The sequence below is a fragment of the Massilia norwichensis genome (assembly GCF_024753245.1).
Classification (GTDB): Bacteria; Pseudomonadota; Gammaproteobacteria; order Burkholderiales; family Burkholderiaceae_D; genus Telluria; species Telluria norwichensis.
The window spans coordinates 67,413-84,917 of the sequence record NZ_JANUGX010000025.1 but is presented as its reverse complement, the minus strand read 5'-3'; the positions used below and the strand labels follow the sequence as shown (position 1 = coordinate 84,917).

The following is a 17,505-nucleotide window of genomic DNA, read 5'->3' as shown; positions in this document are numbered from 1 at the left end:
TCACTCGTTAAATGCACCGCGCTCGAACGCCGCGTATTCGGGCGAACCGGGGAAGCGCTTGCGCAGCTGGGCCGCGAGGGTGGCTTCCATGGCCCGGTCGCCCAGCATGTGCTGGACCCGCAGGGCCAGCCACAACACGTCGGCCGACAGCGACTCGAGTTTCGCTGCCTCCGTCAGGCGGTTGATGAAAAACCCGGCGCGGGTGTAATCGCGCCGCTCGAAATAGACCCGCGCCAGACCGGCCTGGATGGCCGGCAGCTCAGGCTCGTAACGCAAGGCCTCGAGCAGATAGCGCTCGGCCGCGTCGGTATTCTTTTGCTTCAGGCTGCAGTTGCCGGCATTGGTCAGGGCCTTGGCCGGCGAGGCGTAGGCGCGGCTGCCCAGCGCCGTCTCGAAATACTTCATGGCCTCGGCCGGCTTGCCGCCGGCTTCGCACAGGAACAGGCCGTAGTTGTTGGCGATGTCCGGATTGCGCGGCGCCAGGCGCAGCGCGTGGCGGTAGTTCTCGTCGGCCAGCGCGTTCTCGCCCATCGCCGTGTAGATCAAGGCGCGGAAGCCGTAGGCATCGGCGTAATCCGGCGCGGCGGCGATCGCCTTCTTGACTTCGTCGAGAGCGATCTCGTACTTGCGGTCCTGGTAGTAGCCAACCGCCAGCTGCAGGCGGATCTGGGCACGCTTCTCGGAAGCGGTCTGGTCGGAAGCGGTCTTCAGTTCGCGCGGCGAAGCGCCCGTACCGGCACAGCCGGACAGCAGCGACATCGCGAACAGCAAGGCGGCGCTTGCGGCCAGGACCGGCTTCAAGAAGGGATCTCCACGATCTTGCCGAAGTTCGGACCGAACTTCTGCTGGTATTCGGCCATCTTGCTCATGCGCTCGTTGACGCGGGTACGGTCCTTGACCTCGCCGGCCAGCTGGCCGCAGGCGGCGTCGATGTCGTCGCCGCGGGTCTTGCGGACGGTGGTGACGATGCCGGCATCCATCAGGATCTGGGCGAAGGCCTTGATGCGCGGGTTCTTCGAGCGCACCAGACCCGATTCCGGGAAGGGATTGAACGGAATCAGGTTGAACTTGCACGACACGCCGACCACCGGGTCGTTGACCAGGGCGATCAGCTGGCGCGCGTGCTCGTCGGTGTCGTTGACGCCGTCGAGCATGCAGTATTCGAAAGTGATGAAGTCGCGCGGCGCGAATTCCAGGTAACGCTTGCAGGCGGCCATCAGCTCGCGCAGCGGGTATTTCTTGTTCAGCGGGACCAGCATGTCGCGCAGCGGGTCGTTCGAGCCGTGCAGCGAGACGGCCAGCGCCACCGGGCATTCCTGGCTCAGCTTGTCCATGTTCGGCACCACGCCCGAGGTCGAGACGGTCACGCGGCGGCGCGACAGGCCGTAGGCGTTATCGTCCAGCATCAGCTTGAGCGCGGTGACGGTCGGTTCGAAGTTCAGCAGCGGCTCGCCCATGCCCATCATGACCACGTTGGTGATCTGGCGTTCGCCTTTCGGACCGCCTTCGATGCCCTTGGTCTTGCGCAGCTCGAACTCGGCCATCCACAGCTGGCCGATGATCTCGGCCACGCTGAGGTTGCGGTTGAAGCCCTGCTTGCCGGTCGAGCAGAAGCGGCAGTTGACGGCGCAGCCGGCCTGGGTGCTGATGCACAGCGTGCCGCGCGTCTCTTCCGGAATGAACACGGTTTCGACCGCATTGCCGTTGCCGACGTCGACCAGCCACTTGCGGGTGCCGTCGCTGGACGTGTGGTCGCTGATGATGGCCGGCGCGCGGACTTCGGCGCGGGTCTTCAGCTTTTCGCGCAGCGACTTGGCGAGGTCGGTCATGTCGTCGAAATTGGCGACGCCGAACTGGTGGATCCAGCGCTGCAGCTGCTTGGCGCGGAACGGCTTCTCCCCCAACTCGGCGCAGTAAGCGACGAGCTGCGCGGGATCGAAGTCCAGCAGGTTGGTGAGAGTTGCCATGTTTTGAATCCTGTATCTTTAAAATAAGTTCCGCCCGCCAAGCTCCGGGAGCATGGGCGAGCGGGATATTGCGGCAGGTTTGCAGCTTAACGCAGCAGACCGGCTAAGCGTGAAAAACTTTCATCAGCTTACAAACAACTTGGACCCCCGCCTGCGCGGGGGCTGCGGCCGCAGTTTGCGGCCTTGATTAACGCGAGTAGACGTTCAGCGCCGGGAAGTAGTAGGCGATTTCGACGGCTGCGGTTTCGGCAGCGTCCGAACCGTGCACGGCGTTGGCGTCGATCGAGTCGGCGAAGTCGGCGCGGATGGTGCCCTTGTCGGCCTTCTTCGGGTCGGTGGCGCCCATCAGTTCGCGGTTCTTGGCAATCGCGCCTTCGCCTTCCAGCACCTGGATCATGACCGGGCCGGAAACCATGAAGTCGACCAGATCCTTGAAGAACGGACGCTCTTTGTGCACAGCGTAGAAGCCTTCGGCTTCAGCGCGCGACAGCTGGGCCATGCGGGCAGCGACGATCTTCAGGCCAGCGCCTTCGAAACGGCTATAGATTTGGCCGATGACGTTTTTTGCAACTGCGTCGGGCTTGATGATCGACAGGGTGCGTTCGATTGCCATGTAAAAACTCCAATAAAAAGAAAGGTTTAAATCGAGAACTTCGCGAGAACTTCGGAACTCAATCAACCTTCGATTTTACCATACATCCGGACGCCATCCCATATTGCGAGGCCGATGCCGCAAGTGATACAGTGGCGATAATAAATACTCGTCCATTCCCGCCGGCTTAACAGTGCCTTAACCAAGCCGGGATGGGGTTTTGATGGGCGGGAGCCGTCCCCATATTGGACAACGATAGAAGCTCACCAACCGGAGGAAACATGATCCCCAATCTGCAGAAAACCTATGACGTCTCGGCCGGCCGCGCCGTCCGCCATCGCGTGCTGCGCAATACCTACTGGCTGCTCGCGCTGTCGATGATCCCGACCGTGTTCGGCGCCTACGTCGGCCTGACCACCCACATGCCCATCATGGGCGGCGGCCTCGGCGCCCTGCTGTTCCTGGCAGTCGCCTTCGGCTTCATCTTCGCGATCGAGAAGACCAAGAACTCGGCGGCCGGCGTGCCGGTGCTGCTCGGCTTCACCTTCTTCATGGGCCTGATGCTGACCCCGCTGCTGCGCTACACCCTGGGCTTCGCCAATGGCGGCGCGCTGATCATGGGCGCGGTCGGCGGCACTGCCGTGATCTTCGCGGCCATGGCGACCATCGCCACCGTGTCCAAGCGCGATTTCTCCGGCATGGGCAGCTGGCTGTTCGCCGGCACCATCGTGCTGATCCTGGCCTCGATCGCCAACATCTTCCTGCAGCTGAGCGCGCTGCAGCTGGTGACCCTGGTGATGGCCATGGGTATCTTCTCGGCCTGGATGATCTATGACGTGCAGCGCGTGGTCAACGGCGGCGAAACCAACTACATCAGCGCCACCCTGTCGATCTACCTGGACCTGTACAACGTGTTTACCGCCCTGCTGCGTCTGCTGGGCATCGGCTTCGGTTCGCGCGACTAAGCATTCGATCGCGCCTTCCGCAGCATCCAAAAGCCGGCCGTGAGCCGGCTTTTTTTATGTACAATAGCTGAATGTCACGTAGTCTGGTCCATGTACTCCTGTCGCTGTTGCTGCTCGTTTCGCAGCAGCTGTCGTTGGGCCACGCCTACTCGCACTGGCCCGACGTCCAGGAATCGCTGACCCAGCAAGCCGGCGAAAATGGCGGCAAGCCATCCAAGCCGGGCCTGCACGAACTGTGCGGCCAGTGCGCCGCCAGCGCCCAGGTCGCGTTCGCCCTGCCGGCCACGGTCCGGCAATTCATCCCCGCCGAGCTCGCGTACGCCGTCCCCAGTCTCGCGGCCACGCCCGGCATCTGCCTGCTGGCGGTCTGCCCCTTCCAGCAGCGCGGCCCGCCTCTGGCCTGATAACGCCCCCCTTTTGTTTTTCCGTGCTGCCGTACCGAGGTCCGGCAGCGTGGACCGTTATCTATTTGCCCGAGGTTTACCACAATGAAAAAGATTCAACCGACGCTGCTCGCCAGCGCGATCCTGCTCGCCTACGCTCCTGCTTTCGCCGATCCCATCGCCGCCGACGACCAAACCGTCAACAACGGCAAGGTGCAGCAGGTGGTCGTCACCGCCAACCCCTTGCGTAATGGCGAGGGCGACCAGATCCTGACCCCGGCCAAGGTGCTGGCCGGCGACGAACTGCGCGACAAGGTCGGCAGCTCGCTCGGCGAGACCCTGCAGAACGAACTGGGCGTGTCCGCCTCGGCCTTCGGCGCCGGCGCCTCGCGCCCCATCATCCGCGGCATGGAAGGCTCGCGCGTCAAGATGCTGGAAAACGGCATGGCGACCTCCGACGTGTCCGGCCTGTCGAACGACCACGCGGTCGCCTCCGAAGGCGCGGTGGCGCGCCAGATCGAGATCCTGCGCGGCCCGGCCGCCCTGCTCTACGGCTCGGGCGCGATCGGCGGCCTGGTCAACGTGGTCAACGAACGCATCCCGACCGCGCTCGAAGACAAGCCGACCGGCCAGGTCGAAACCCGCTACAGCACGGTCGACAACGGCCGCAACGTGTCGGGCTCGCTGGACGGCGCGGCCGGCCACGTCGGCATGCACATCGACGGCAACTGGCGCGACACGGGCGACTACAAGATTCCCGGCAGCCGCGTGCTGAACGAGCCCGCATCGGGCAGCGGCCGCCTGCCCGACAGCGATACCAGCGAGCGCAGCATCGGTGCCGGCGCGTCCTACATTCGCGACTGGGGCTATGTGGGCGTGTCCGCCAACCACCTGTCGAACAATTACGGCATCCCCAGCGACGAAGGCTCGCGCATCGATCAGCGCCAGAACCGCTACGACCTCGACAGCCTGGTGCACGACCCCTTCGCCGGTTTCGAGAGCGCGCGCTTCAAGGCCGGCTTCACCGACTACCGCCACGCGGAACTCGGCGAGGATCTGGCGCCGGAAGTCGTGTTCAGCAACCGCTCCTTCGAGTCGCGCCTGGAGCTGACGCACAAGCCGCTCAGCGTCGGCAGCCTCGGTTTCCGCGGCACCTTCGGCGTGCAGACCGAGAACACGCACTTCTCGGCGCTGTCGGCGGCCGGCGGCCCGGACACCGTGCCGGTCACCCACTCGACTTCGCAGGCTGCCTTCCTGGTGGAAGAAACCAGAATCGGGCCGGTGGCCCTGAACGCCGGCCTGCGCTACGAGAACGTGCGCCGCGAGCCGGTCGGCAATGTCGAGCGCAGCTTCAACCTGGGTTCCGGCTCGGTTGGCGCCCTGTGGGCCTTCATGCCGGGCTACAGCGCCGGCGCCACGCTGTCCTATGCCCAGCGCGCGCCCTCCACCGACGAGCTGTACTCGGGCGGCCCGCACGATGCGACCCTGACTTTCGATATCGGCGATCCGAACCTGAAAAAGGAAATCTCGCGCAACATCGAACTGTCGCTGCAAAAGACCAGCGGCCTGCTGCGCTGGAAGGCCAACCTGTTCCGCAACAACGTGGCCGACTTCATCTACGGTCACATCGGCGGCCTGACCCTGGACGAGGACGGCAACCCTGGCGGCGAGTTCCGCCAGCGCCTGTTCCAGCAGGCCCCGGCCCACATCCAGGGCGTCGAAGCGGAGCTGACCTGGAACCAGACGGGCATGGGCTGGAACGGCCGCCTGTTCGCCGACGGTTCGCGCGGCAAGCTCGACCTCGGCGAGAACCTGCCGCTGCAGCCGGCCGACCGCATCGGCGCCAGCATCGGCTACCGCCAGGCGGACTACCGCGCCGGCCTGTCCTGGACCCACGCGCGCGGCCAGGATCGCCTCGCCGCCTTCGAGAGCACACCGACGCCGGGCTACAACCTGGTCGACGCCAACTTCTCGTACACCCAGAAACTGGCGACGACCGACCTGACCTGGTTCCTGCTGGCGAAGAACCTGCTGAACCGGGATATCCGCCTGTCGACCTCGCTGCTGAAGGACATTTCGCCGCTGCCGGGACGCAACCTGGTGTTCGGCGTGCGCGCGCACTTTTGATTGAATTCTGCGAGGAAATAGCCTTGCTTCCGGGAGAAAGACGCCTTTTCTTCCGGAAAATCTATTTTTTCTCGACCGCGATCCAGCTTATGCATTTGCGCATAGAATGACCACTTTCGAACTCGAAGGCGATCAGCATGGAAGCGGCCACGCGCGACTTTCATCTCCTCGACACCTCCGGCGCCGTGCGCGCCGGTTACCACCTCCATGACTGGTCGGGTTCGCCCCTCGGTTCGCCCGAACTATGGGACCCCGCACTGCGCAGCGCAGTCAGCGTCATCCTCGAATCGGAATTTCCGATGTATATCGCCTGGGGCCCCAGGCTGATCATGCTGTACAACGCGGCCTACATCTCCCTGCTCGACGGCCGCCACCCTGCCACGCTCGGCGCCCCGATCACCGAAGTCTGGGGCGACCAATGGCCGAGCATGAAGCCGCTGGTCGACCGCGCGCTCGGCGGCCACTCGACCTATGGCGAAGACGTGCCGCGCACGATCCGCCGCGCCGGCAAGCCCTATCACGGCTGGTTCACGCTGGCCTACTCGCCGGTGCGCGACGAAGGCGGCGCGGTGCGTGGCGTGCTGTGCGTGATCAGCGAAACCACCCCGCGCGTGCAGCTCGAGCGCCGCCACGCGGTGCAGCTGCAGGTGGTGGACAGCCTGCGCCGCCTGCACCACCCGTCCGACATCGTCGAGGCGGCGTGCGCGATGCTCGGCAAGCACCTGGATCTCGATCACGCCTGCTACGTCGAGGGCGACGGCACCGGCGCCGGCTTCGAGGTCGTGCACGATTGGGCGCGCGAAAGCGCGCCGGCGCTGGCCGGACGGCGCGCCCGCATCAAGGATTTCGGCCCGGCCGCGCTGGCCCTGCTGCGCACCGGGGCGCCGCTGGCGATCCGCGATGCCACCCAGGACGCGCGCCTGCCCCAGAACGGCGAACGCTACGCCGCCGCCGGCGCGCGCGCGATCCTGGCGCTGCCGCGCCTGCGCCGCGGCCAGCTGCAGGCGGCCCTGGTCGGCTATGCCAGCGACGTGCGCGGCTGGGACGAGGAAGAATGCAAGCTGGCCGCCGACATCGCCGAGCGCAGCTGGGAAGCGCTGGACCGCATGTCGGCCGAGCAGGCCCTGCGCAACGCGGTGGCGCGCCAGACCACGCTGCTGGACATGAACGAATTCCGGCTCGAACTGGCCGACATGCTGCGCCGTCTGGACGACCCGGCCGACATCTTCGTCCAGACGAGCGCGATGCTGGGCCGCTTCCTGCAGGCCAGCCGCGTGCTGTACGGCGACTACGACGCCGACCGCCAGCTGCTCACCTTCCATTCGAACTACACCGACGGCATCGTCGCCGACCTGGTCGGGACCTTCCCGGCGTCCCTGTTCGGCATCGCCAATTTCGGCGCGCTGACCCAGGGCACGACCTGGGTCGCGAGCGACGTGCAGCGCGATCCGCGCACCGGCGGACCGGACACCTGGCCGACCTATGCGTCGCTGCAGATCCGCTCGGCGGTGGTGGTGCCGGTGCACCGCAACGGCGCGCTGACGACCTGCATGTTCATCCACGACAACCTGCCGCGCGTGTGGAGCGCCGACATCGTGCGCCTGATGGAAGACGTGGCCGAGCGTTCCTGGAGCGCGCTGGAGCGCGTGCGCGCCGAGGAAGCGCTGCGCCTGGCCGACCGCCGCAAGGACGAGTTCCTGGCGATGCTGGCGCACGAGCTGAGGAACCCGCTGGCGCCGATCTCGGCCGCCGCCCAGCTGCTCAACATGGGGCCGCCGGACAGCGCGCGCGTCGAGCGCACCAGCGCCATCATCGCGCGCCAGGTGGCGCACATGACCGGCCTGATCGACGACCTGCTGGACGTCTCGCGCGTGACCCGCGGCCTGGTGGTGCTGGGCCGCGACGAAGTCGACCTGCGGCGCGTGGTCGACGACGCGGTCGAGCAGGTGCGCCCGCTGATCGAGGCGCGCCGCCACGAGTTTGCGCTGGAGCTGGCGCCTGAAACCGGCCCGGCCATCGTCCATGGCGACTACAAGCGCCTGGTGCAGGTGCTGGCCAACCTGCTCAACAACGCCGCCAAGTACACGCCGGAACACGGCAAGCTGACGGTGTGGATGGGCGCCACCGCCGACCACCTGCTGGTGAGCGTGAAGGACAATGGCATCGGCATCGCGGCCGACCTGCTGCCGACCGTGTTCGACCTGTTCTCGCAGGCCGAGCGCACGCCCGACCGCTCGCAGGGCGGCCTGGGCCTGGGCCTGGCGCTGGTCAAGAGCCTGGTCGAACTGCACGGCGGGATGGTCACCGCCAGCAGCGAAGGGCGCAACATGGGCACCGAATTCACGGTGCGCCTGCCGCGCCTGCGCGCTTCGGCTCCCGCGGTGGATGCCCTGCCCGCCCCCGCTGCTTCAGGCGTGAACGCCGCGCAGCGTTTGCGGCTGATGCTGGTGGACGACAACGAGGATGCGGCCATGACCCTGGGCCTGCTGCTGGAAGCGGGCGGCCACGCGGTGACGGTAGTGCACGACCCGTTCAAGGCGCTGGCACGCGCCGCGGCCGAGCGTTTCGACGTGTTCCTGCTGGATATCGGCTTGCCGGGCATGAGCGGCGTGGAACTGGCGCGGCGCCTGCGCCGGCTGCCGGGTCAGGATGGGGCGGTGCTGATGGCGATTTCCGGCTACGGCCAGAATGCCGACCGGGTCGATGCCGAGGAGGCGGGCTTCGACCGGTATTTCGTGAAGCCGGTGGATGCGGAGGCCTTGACGCAGGCGCTGGCGGCGGTGATCCCGAAAGTTTGATCCGTCATTCCCGCGCAGGCGGGAATCCATACGGAACTGAGCGAAGCCGCAACACCTGCATTACGACTGCGGCACCTCAGCATGGATCCCCGTTTTCACGGGGATGACGAGCACATACTGCAGGTCTGCTTATTGCGCTTCCGGCTGCTGCGCCACGTCCTTCACCTCGAACTGCCGAGGCACGAAATCTTCCAGCAGGTCGAACACGCCGATCGATTCCACGTGCGAGGTATGCGGGAACATGTTGGCCACGCCCGCCTTGCTCATCTTGTAGCCGGCGCGGTGGGTCAGGATGCCGGTGTCGCGCGCCAGCGTCGACGGGCTGCAGGAGACATAAACAATGCGCTTGGGCAGCAGCTCCGGATGCGTCAGGCGCAGCTCGGCCAGGGCCACGGCCAGCGCCACCGCGCCGTCGCGCGGCGGATCGACCAGCATGCGGTCGAACTTGCCCAGGGCGATCAGGTCGTCCTTGGTGATCTCGAACAGGTTGCGCGTCGAGAAGCTGGTTTTATCGGACAGGCCGTTGGCGCGCGCATTTTCCAGAGCGCGCGTGGTCAGCGCGGTGCTGCCCTCGATGCCCACCACTTCACGCGCCTGGGTCGCCAGCGGCAGCGTAAAGTTGCCGAGGCCGCAGAACAGGTCGGCCACGCGGTCCTCCTTCTCGACCTGCAGCAGGCCCAGCGCCTTGTGTACCAGCAGACGGTTGATCTGGTGGTTGACCTGGGTGAAATCGGTCGGCTTGAACGGCATGCGGATGCCGAATTCCGGCAGGGTGTAGTACAGCTCGGTTTTCTTCGGGTAGTAGGGGTAAGCCGTGTCCGGACCCTTCGGCTGCAGCCACCATTCGATGTTCCACTGATCGGCGAAAGCCTTGACCAGGGTTTCGTCGGCGGGGGTGAGCGGCGCCATGATGCGCAGCACCAGCACGGTCGATTCTTCGCCGACCGCCAGCTCGATCTGCGGCATCTGATTGAAGATCGAGAGCGAACCGATCAGTTCGCGCAGCGGCACCAGCATTTTCGCGACGTGCGGCGGCACGATGTAGCAGTTGGTCATGTCGGCCACGTAGCTCGAATGGCGCTCGTGGAAGCCGACCAGCATGCCGCCCTTCTTGGCCACGTGGCGCACCGACAGGCGCGCGCGGTAGCGGTAGCCCCAGGTCGGGCCGTACATCGGACGCATGATGTTCTCGGCCTTGGTCTTGCCGATGTGCCAGAGGTTGTCTTCGAGCACACGCTGCTTCATCGCCACCTGGGCCGAAGGTTCCAGGTGCTGCATCGAGCAGCCGCCGCAATGCCAGAAGTGCTCGCACTTGGGCTCGACCCGCATCGACGAAGCCTGCTTCAGCGTGACCATGCGGCCCGATTCCCAGTTCTTCTTCTTGCGCAGGGTCTCGAAGCTGACCGTCTCGCCCGGCAGCGCGCCTTCGACGAAGATCACCTTGCCCGGCGAACCGTCTTCGTTTTCCAGGTGGCCGACGCCGCGCGCGTCCATGTCGAGGGATTTGATCTTGATGAAGGTTTCTTGCATGGGGATAGAAGAAAACGGGGAACAACGTCGTCCCCGTGGAAACGGGGCCCCATGCTGAAGCTAGCGAAGCCGGTACGCCGGCATGACGACTACGCTTGCTCGGTATGGGTTCCCGCTTTCGCGGGAACGACGGGGAAAGCCGAACATCATAGCAGCGAATCGCGCACGACGCCACGGGCGGCCATGGCCCGCTTCAGCTTGACCAGGGCTTCCTGCTGGATCTGGCGCACCCGCTCGCGCGTCACGCCCATCTCCTCGGCCAGGGTTTCGAGGGTGGCCGGATCGTCGTTGTCGAGGCCGAAACGGCGCATCACCACCACGCGCTGCTTGTCCGGCAGCTTCTGCAGCCAGTCGCGCACCAGCACCGTCATCTCGTGGTGCTCGGCGTGGGCGTCGGGGCTGACGTCGCCGTCGTCGGGCAGCATGTCCATCAGGCTGGTCTGCGGGTCGTTGTCGAGCGGGGCGTCGAGCGAGGCGGCGTGCTCGGACAGCGCCAGGATGTCCTGCACCTCCTCCACCGGGCGCCCGACCAGGCTGGCGATGTCCTCGGCGCTGGCTTCCTTGCCGTCGTGGTGCTGGGCTTCGAGGTGGTACTTGGCGCGCAGCACCTGGTTCAGCTCGCGCACCATGTGCACCGGCAGGCGCACGGTGCGGGCCTGGTTCATGATGGCGCGCTCGATGCTCTGGCGGATCCACCAGGTCGCATAGGTCGAGAAACGGAAACCGCGCTCGGGCTCGAATTTGTCGATCGCCCGCATCAGGCCGATGTTGCCTTCCTCGATCAGGTCGAGCAGCACCACGCCGCGGTTGATGTAGTGCTTGGCGATCGAGACGACCAGGCGCAGATTGTGCTCGATCATTTTTTGCCGGGCGGCAAAATCTCCAGCCTTGGCCAGGGTCGCGTAATGGACTTCCTGCTCGGCCGTGAGCAGGGGCTTGGCGCCGATCCGGTTCAGGTAATGCTGGGTGGTATCGGTGGAGAGCTCGGCCTGCAGCACGCTCTTGAGCTCGTCGACGCCTTCCGCCGGCCCTTCGGGCAGGAGCTCGGGACGCTCGCTGCCGTCGGCGCCGAAGTCGCCGTCGCCCAGCGCCTCTTCCGGCACATCGTCCGCCGCGTTGTCCGGCGGGTCCTGGTCCAGCGGGTCGGGCGGCAGCGTCATTGGTCCTCGCTAGCGGCTGGGCAGGTATTTCGACGGGTCGACCGGCTTGCCCAGCAGGCGTATCTCGAAATGCAGTTTGACCGTGTCGGCGTCGGAATCGCCCATCTCGGCGATCGCCTGGCCCTTGGCCACGCTTTCGCCTTCCTTGACGAGGATTGCGCGGTTGTGCGCGTACGCCGACAGCAGGGTGTTGCTGTGCTTAACAATCACGAGATTACCATATCCGCGGATACCGCTCCCTGCGTACATCACCTTTCCGGGACTGGCCGCCATCACCTGCTGGCCGAGCCTGCCGGCAATGTCGATGCCCTTGCTCTTGCCGTCGTCGAAAGTGGCGATGATCCTGCCGTTGGACGGCCACATCCAGCTCAGCTTCTCGTCGTCGTTGGCGGTGACCACGCTGCCGGTGGCCAGTCCGCCGGACGGGCGCTCGGCGGCTTTCGGATTGACGCCCGGGTTGTCGTCCTTGGCATCGGCCAGGCCGCCTTCGGTGTAGGGCTTCTTGTCGCCGCGCGGCGCGATCTTCTTCGGCGGCACGGCTGGCTTGTCGACGCCCGGCATCGTGATCGGGTTGGTGCCGGCCAGGCCGTTGTTGTTATTGTTGCCGTTGCCGTTGTTACGCTCCAGCGGCAGGACGCGCAGCACCTGGCCGACCTTGATGTCGTCCGGGTTGGCCAGATTGTTCCAGGCGACGATGTCGCGGTAATTCTGGCCGAAGTCGAGGGCGATCTTCAGCAGCGTGTCGCCCCTGCGCACGGTATAGCTGCCGCGCGCGTCGGCCTTCGGTTCGTCGTTGGACGGGGCCACGACGGGCGGATGCGGACGCGGACTCTTGTTGGCGGCGGTCGGCGCCGGACGATCGATCACGGGCGCCTGGCGGGTTTCGGTGCTGCAAGCGCTCAGCACGATACTGACGGTCAGAAGGGCAAGGCGGGGTGTTGGTTTCATTCTCATCTAATTCTTGTTACGACTTTCTGGCATTCTCAGACGATGCCTGGCCGCAGCGGGACAAAATGACAGGCTTCCAGCGTTTCGCTGGTCCATTCCGATTTGCCGATGCGGGTGATGCGCTGCAGGTGCTGGACCTGCGCGCCGACGGGCGCGACCAGCCGGGCGCCAATGGCGAGCTGCTCAAGCAGTGCCCGCGGCACCTCGAGGCCGGCCGCCGCAAGGATGATGCCGTCGAAAGGCGCCACTTGCGGCAGCCCAAGCATACCATCTCCGTATTGCAAGCGCAGGTTAGCGATGCGCAAGGGTCTCAGGTTGGCCTTGGCGAGCTCGTGCAATGGCTTGATGCGCTCGATCGAATACACCTCCTGCGCCACACAGGACAGCACTGCCGCCTGGTAGCCGCAGCCGGTGCCGATCTCGAGTACGCGGCGCAGCGGCTGGCCGCTTCCGCGGAGCAATTCGATCATCCGCGCCACGATATACGGCTGGGAAATCGTCTGATTGTGGCCGATCGGCAAGGACACGTCGGCATAGGCCTGGCTCGACAGGGCCGATTCGATGAACATATGGCGCGGCACGGTTTCCAGTGCGGCCAGCACCTGCCCATCCTTGACGCCCAGGCGCGCGACGTAGGCGGCCATCGCGCGGCGCGGCGCCTCGGTGGCGGCGAGCTCGGAGCGCTGCATGGTCTGCTGCGGCTGGACAGGCTGGGGCGTGCCGGGCGCGACCGGGCGCGGCGCGGGCGGCGGCGCCTGCCGGGTCTGGACCTGGCTGGTACGGGCGTTCTGGGTTGCCGTTTGCGGCGTCGCCACCGGCGCCGGCGCAGCAGGCTTTCGTGTCCCTGCGCCCGTTACGGACGACAGCGGCAGGGGGAAGTTGCTGCGCTTTTCACTCATTTCAGCCACCCTCGCAAGGCATCCAGCTGTTCGCGGTGGGTCAGGTCCACCTGCAGTGGTGTGATCGACACCTGCCCCTGACTGGTGGCGTAGAAGTCGGTCCCCTCCCCCGCGTCGCGGCAGGCGCCCGGCGCGCCGATCCAGAAGATCTCGCGCCCGCGCGGATCCTGGCCGCGGATCACGGGCTCGGCCTGGTGACGGCGTCCGAGCCGGGTGGCGGTAAGCGGGCCCATCTGCTCATAGGGCAGGTTCGGGATATTTACGTTGAGCAGGAAAGGCGATTCCAGGGTCTCGAAGTGGCGCAGCACGATGTCGCGCGCCACGCGCGCGGCCGAGTCGACCTCGGACCAGCCGCTGTGCACCTGGGAAAAGGCGATCGCCGGGATGCCGAACAGGTAAGCCTCGGTCGCGGCCGCCACGGTACCGGAATACAGGGTGTCGTCCCCCATGTTCTGGCCGTTGTTGACGCCGGAGACGACCAGGTCCGGGCGATAGTCGAGCATCCCGGTCAGCGCGATGTGCACGCAGTCGGTCGGGGTGCCGTTGACAAAATAGAAACCGTTCGCAGCTTTCGACACCGACAGCGGCCGGTCCAGCGACAGCGAGTTGGATGCGCCCGAACGGTTGCTGTCGGGAGCGACCACCACGATGTCGGCGACCGCGGCAAGCGCGTCGGCCAGCGCCTGGATACCAGGTGCGAGATAACCGTCGTCGTTACTGATAAGAATACGCATGCGTGCGATTTTACCTGAAGCAACGGCGGTATCGACGCTCAGGGCTGCACATTTATTGCTCATCGGGACGATATGCGTCCCACCGCGACCGGCGCCGGCGCAGCCTGCCGTCGCACCTGCGCCACACTCGGACCCGGCCGTTCTCAGCCGCGAACGGCCCGCCGGCCCTCCTCCATCGCGTGCAAGCCCTCTTCCAGCGCGATCACGTGCTGCTCGAGCCGGCGCGCGGCTTCCAGTTCGTCACCCTGCTGCCCCAGGTAGAGCTGGCCCAGGCGCGCCAGCTCGCGGGCCAGCGGCGGCGCCTGGGTATCGCCGGCGCGTTCGCGCAGTGCCTCGACCGCCTGCACCAGGCGCACCTCGGCCAGCGGCCGCCACGGGAAGTGACCAGGCTCCATCCATTCGAGCAGGGTTTCGATGCTGCGCACCGGACCCAGCCGGTCGCGTTCGGCGCTGCGCGGCGCGGGCACGGCTGCCTCGCCCAGGCCGGCCTGCAGCAGCTGCACTTCGTCGAGGTAGCTGTCGAGGCCGACCCCGGCCAGGCCGTAGCATTCTCCCAACAGGCCTTCGAGCAGCGCCTGGTAGCCGGGCCGGCCGTGGCCGGCATCGCCGTGGCGCCAGCTGAGCCGGCCTTCGACCGTGCCGTCCGGCGGGCTGGGCAGCGGATAGACCAGCAGCGGCCGCTGCTCGTCCTCGTGGCTGCAGCGGTAGTCGAGCGCGCGCCGCACCACCCCGCCGAGCCCGTCGAGGCTGCGCGGTTCCGGCGTGAACAAACCGACCATCTTGTCCGGCAGCAGCGCCGTGCAAACGCTGGTGGCGGCCGAGCGGCCGCTGCGGCAATCGACCAGCACATGGGCGAAGCGCCGCGTCAGGTGCGCGGCAAAGCTGCGGAACAGGGCCGGACAGGCGCAGAACAGCGCATCCCAGTCGAGCCGGTCGACCCGCTCGCCGTAGCTGTCGTCGAAGCAGCCGGCGCGCATCAGGTACAGCGGGCGGCTGTCGTCGACGCGCTCGATGTAGTCGTCCCAGGCTATACCGTCGAGGATGTGGTCGGCCAGCTCGCGTACCTCGTCGCCCGGTGCGCGGCCGAGTGCTTGCAGGCGCTCGCGGCAGGCCTCGAACAGCTCGAGTACGCCCTGGCGTTCGGGCTGCGACGGCTGCCTGGGGAAATAATGGTGCAGGCCGGGGCCTTCGAGGTCCCAGTCGATCATCAACACGGGCGTTTTGGCGTGATTGCGGCCGGACAATAGCCATGCGGCATGAACAAGCGCGCGACTGCGCGCACCCGCGCCATCGTACGCGTAGAACGTCGTCACCTCGCCGGCAAACCCCGGCGCAGCGGTGATGCGGTTGGTATCCATATTGCTCCTCATTTTTTCGGGAAGGTGGTATCCGTAATTTCGCGCCATGGGGGTGGGACATCGGGGAGCTCGAATTGGTTGCAGTCGTGCCCCGGCGGCATGTATTTTTTCAAGCATTGGTAATGCGTGACGATGCGCCTGACCATCTTGTCGATGTCGGGCAGGAAGTCGGGATTCGATTTCAGGTCCGCGGTCGCCATCGTGAAGCGCGAAAAATCGACGTAGAAGCTGGACTCGGTGATCTGCCGCGGCAACTGGTCCGGATGCTGGGTCATGATGACCGGGATGATCAGATGGCTGGGCAGCGCATACCATTTTCTGCGCTCGATTTCCAGCTGGCGCATGGCTGCGTACTCGCGGCGCGTGTAGGCGTGCGCTTCGTACTTCGGGGTGTAGATCATGATCATGCAGACGCTCTCGCACATCGCGCGCGCGATCTTGCGGTCGAGGTCGTCGCCGCCGCCGAGCTGCTCGGCATCGACGAACAGTTCGTCTTCATTGTCGAAATAGGGCTCCAGGTAGCAGCGCAGCGCATCGGCCAGGGTGGTCTTGAAGCGCTGCATGAGCTCATGCCGCCCATGGGCATAGCTGAAGAAACAGCCGTAACGGATCGCCATCGCTTTCCTCTCATCCGCTGCCCCGAGGCAGCGTCAATCGCCGCCACCGGCAGCGGACCACCAGACTCTATCAACCCATGCACCGTGCATGTTGTGGAAGCACAAGCGGTCTGCCGGACTCGTCGGAACTGCCATCGGGCATAATCCTGACTTTGGAATCCGGCATCGAAGAGGAGAAAAATATGAAAGCCGTGTTATGCAAGGCATGGGGTCCACCGGACAGCCTGGTGGTGGAAGACCTCGCCGATCTGGTCCCGGCGGCAGGCCAGGTGGTGGTCGATGTGAAGGCTGCCGGCGTCAACTTCCCGGACGTGCTGACCGTGCAGGGCAAGTACCAGGTCAAGCCCGAGCTGCCCTTCACGCCGGGCAACGAGTTTGCCGGCATCGTGCGTGCGGTCGGCGACGGCGTCACGGCCTTCCAGCCGGGCGCGCGCGTGATCGGCTTCACCCGCACCGGCGCCTTCGCCGAGCAGGCCGTGGCGCCGGCGGAAGCGCTGATGCCGATGCCGCCCGGGATGGACTTCGACGTCGCCGCCGCCATCACCCTGACCTACGGCACCTCGCACCACGCCATCGTCGACCGCGGCGCGCTGCAGCCCGGCGAGACCATGCTGGTGCTGGGCGCGGCCGGCGGCGTCGGCCTGGCGGCGATCGAGATCGGCAAGGCGCTGGGGGCACGCGTGATCGCAGCCGCTTCCAGCGATGAAAAACTGGCGGTGTGCAAGGCCCACGGCGCCGACGTGCTGATCGACTACACCAGGGAAGACCTGCGCGAGGCTTTGAAGGTCGCCACCGACGGCCGCGGCCCGGACGTGATCTACGACCCGGTCGGCGGTGTCTACAGCGAGCCGGCGCTGCGCTCGATCGCCTGGCGCGGACGGCACCTGGTAGTGGGGTTTGCGAACGGCGAGATCCCGAAGCTGCCGTGGAACCTCATGCTGCTCAAGGGCGCCTCGGTGGTCGGCGTGTTCTGGGGAGATTTCGTGCGCCGCGAGCCGAAGGCGAACATGGCGGCGATGCGCCAGATGCTGGGCTGGATGGCGGAAGGCAAACTGAAGCCGCTGGTGTCGCGGCGCTATGCATTGCACGAGACGGCGCAGGCGCTGAACGACATGGCCGAACGCAAGGTGACGGGCAAGATTGTGATCGTACCGGGAGACGCGGGATGAGCGACGAAAAACTGAACCCGGACAACCTGGCCGCCCTGCGCGCCCGCTTCGAGCAGCAGTCGCGCAAGGCCCAGGCCTACTACACCGTCATGCATGCGGTGCGCGCGGTGCTGGGCAGCGACGATGCGGCCAGTGCCTGGATGGAGGCGCCGCTGGCCGCCTTCGATGGCAAGGCGCCGGCAGCGCTGGTGGGTGAAGGCCGCGCGGACGAGGTATTGAACCACGTCCGCACGATCAAGGCTTGAAACGCGCGTGAGG

The 17,505-nt window shown here is 66.1% G+C and carries 16 protein-coding genes; 6 read left to right on the top strand and 10 right to left on the bottom strand.

What is annotated here, in order from left to right; genetic code table 11:
• The 3 genes from pilW to ndk form a co-directional block, all read right to left on the bottom strand.
• Nucleotides 1-801 (bottom strand): type IV pilus biogenesis/stability protein PilW, encoded by an 801-nt coding sequence (pilW, locus tag NX782_RS19205; RefSeq protein WP_308633032.1) that lies wholly within the window; start codon nucleotides 799-801, stop codon nucleotides 1-3.
• Nucleotides 798-1,967 (bottom strand): dual-specificity RNA methyltransferase RlmN, encoded by a 1,170-nt coding sequence (rlmN, locus tag NX782_RS19200; protein WP_258847087.1) that lies wholly within the window; start codon nucleotides 1,965-1,967, stop codon nucleotides 798-800. Before rlmN ends, pilW begins: the two co-directional genes overlap by 4 nt.
• Before the next feature lie 187 nt (nucleotides 1,968-2,154).
• On the bottom strand, nucleotides 2,155-2,580 hold the full coding sequence (ndk, locus tag NX782_RS19195) for a nucleoside-diphosphate kinase (protein ID WP_258847086.1): 426 nt from the start codon (nucleotides 2,578-2,580) through the stop codon (nucleotides 2,155-2,157).
• Nucleotides 2,581-2,840: 260 nt separating this feature from the next.
• On the opposite strand from ndk, the gene NX782_RS19190 reads away from it, so the two are divergent.
• The 4 genes from NX782_RS19190 to NX782_RS19175 all read left to right on the top strand — a co-directional run bounded on the left by NX782_RS19190 (nucleotide 2,841) and on the right by NX782_RS19175 (nucleotide 8,832).
• Complete coding sequence (locus tag NX782_RS19190) at nucleotides 2,841-3,524, top strand: Bax inhibitor-1/YccA family protein (RefSeq protein ID WP_258847085.1); 684 nt, start codon at nucleotides 2,841-2,843, stop codon at nucleotides 3,522-3,524.
• A gap of 71 nt (nucleotides 3,525-3,595) precedes the next feature.
• Nucleotides 3,596-3,928 (top strand): hypothetical protein, encoded by a 333-nt coding sequence (locus NX782_RS19185; RefSeq protein ID WP_258847084.1) that lies wholly within the window; start codon nucleotides 3,596-3,598, stop codon nucleotides 3,926-3,928.
• 84 nt (nucleotides 3,929-4,012) lie between these two features.
• Nucleotides 4,013-6,034: a TonB-dependent receptor gene (locus tag NX782_RS19180; RefSeq protein ID WP_258847083.1), complete on the top strand. Its 2,022-nt coding sequence runs from the start codon at nucleotides 4,013-4,015 to the stop codon at nucleotides 6,032-6,034.
• 137 nt (nucleotides 6,035-6,171) lie between these two features.
• Nucleotides 6,172-8,832 carry a hybrid sensor histidine kinase/response regulator gene (locus tag NX782_RS19175; RefSeq protein ID WP_258847082.1) on the top strand — a complete coding sequence of 887 codons (2,661 nt, stop codon included), beginning with the start codon at nucleotides 6,172-6,174 and terminating at the stop codon, nucleotides 8,830-8,832.
• A 129-nt stretch (nucleotides 8,833-8,961) separates the two neighbouring features.
• Here the strand turns inward: NX782_RS19175 and rlmD are convergent, their stop codons facing one another.
• The 7 genes from rlmD to NX782_RS19140 all read right to left on the bottom strand — a co-directional run bounded on the left by rlmD (nucleotide 8,962) and on the right by NX782_RS19140 (nucleotide 16,078).
• The gene (rlmD, locus tag NX782_RS19170; protein WP_258847081.1) at nucleotides 8,962-10,362 is read right to left on the bottom strand and encodes a 23S rRNA (uracil(1939)-C(5))-methyltransferase RlmD; all 1,401 of its coding nucleotides are present in this window, start codon (nucleotides 10,360-10,362) and stop codon (nucleotides 8,962-8,964) included.
• Nucleotides 10,363-10,508: 146 nt separating this feature from the next.
• Nucleotides 10,509-11,522 carry an RNA polymerase sigma factor RpoS gene (rpoS, locus tag NX782_RS19165; protein WP_258847080.1) on the bottom strand — a complete coding sequence of 338 codons (1,014 nt, stop codon included), beginning with the start codon at nucleotides 11,520-11,522 and terminating at the stop codon, nucleotides 10,509-10,511.
• 9 nt (nucleotides 11,523-11,531) lie between these two features.
• Nucleotides 11,532-12,470: a peptidoglycan DD-metalloendopeptidase family protein gene (locus NX782_RS19160; protein WP_258847079.1), complete on the bottom strand. Its 939-nt coding sequence runs from the start codon at nucleotides 12,468-12,470 to the stop codon at nucleotides 11,532-11,534.
• A 35-nt stretch (nucleotides 12,471-12,505) separates the two neighbouring features.
• The gene (locus NX782_RS19155; protein WP_258847078.1) at nucleotides 12,506-13,369 is read right to left on the bottom strand and encodes a protein-L-isoaspartate(D-aspartate) O-methyltransferase; all 864 of its coding nucleotides are present in this window, start codon (nucleotides 13,367-13,369) and stop codon (nucleotides 12,506-12,508) included.
• Entirely contained in the window at nucleotides 13,366-14,103 is a 738-nt protein-coding gene (gene surE, locus NX782_RS19150; protein ID WP_258847077.1) for a 5'/3'-nucleotidase SurE, read from the bottom strand. Before surE ends, NX782_RS19155 begins: the two co-directional genes overlap by 4 nt.
• A 143-nt stretch (nucleotides 14,104-14,246) precedes the next feature.
• A complete protein-coding gene (locus tag NX782_RS19145) occupies nucleotides 14,247-15,461 on the bottom strand; it encodes a hypothetical protein (protein ID WP_258847076.1) in 1,215 nt (404 codons plus the stop codon).
• 8 nt (nucleotides 15,462-15,469) lie between these two features.
• Nucleotides 15,470-16,078, bottom strand: a complete 609-nt coding sequence (locus NX782_RS19140) for a toll/interleukin-1 receptor domain-containing protein (protein WP_258847075.1) — start codon at nucleotides 16,076-16,078, stop codon at nucleotides 15,470-15,472.
• Nucleotides 16,079-16,260: 182 nt separating this feature from the next.
• On the opposite strand from NX782_RS19140, the gene NX782_RS19135 reads away from it, so the two are divergent.
• Together NX782_RS19135 and NX782_RS19130 are read left to right on the top strand one after the other, a co-directional pair.
• Nucleotides 16,261-17,247, top strand: coding sequence for an NADPH:quinone oxidoreductase family protein (locus NX782_RS19135; RefSeq protein ID WP_258847074.1), 987 nt, complete (start codon nucleotides 16,261-16,263; stop codon nucleotides 17,245-17,247).
• Nucleotides 17,244-17,492 (top strand): MbcA/ParS/Xre antitoxin family protein, encoded by a 249-nt coding sequence (locus NX782_RS19130; protein ID WP_258847073.1) that lies wholly within the window; start codon nucleotides 17,244-17,246, stop codon nucleotides 17,490-17,492. Before NX782_RS19135 ends, NX782_RS19130 begins: the two co-directional genes overlap by 4 nt.
• Nucleotides 17,493-17,505: the final 13 nt, after the last annotated feature.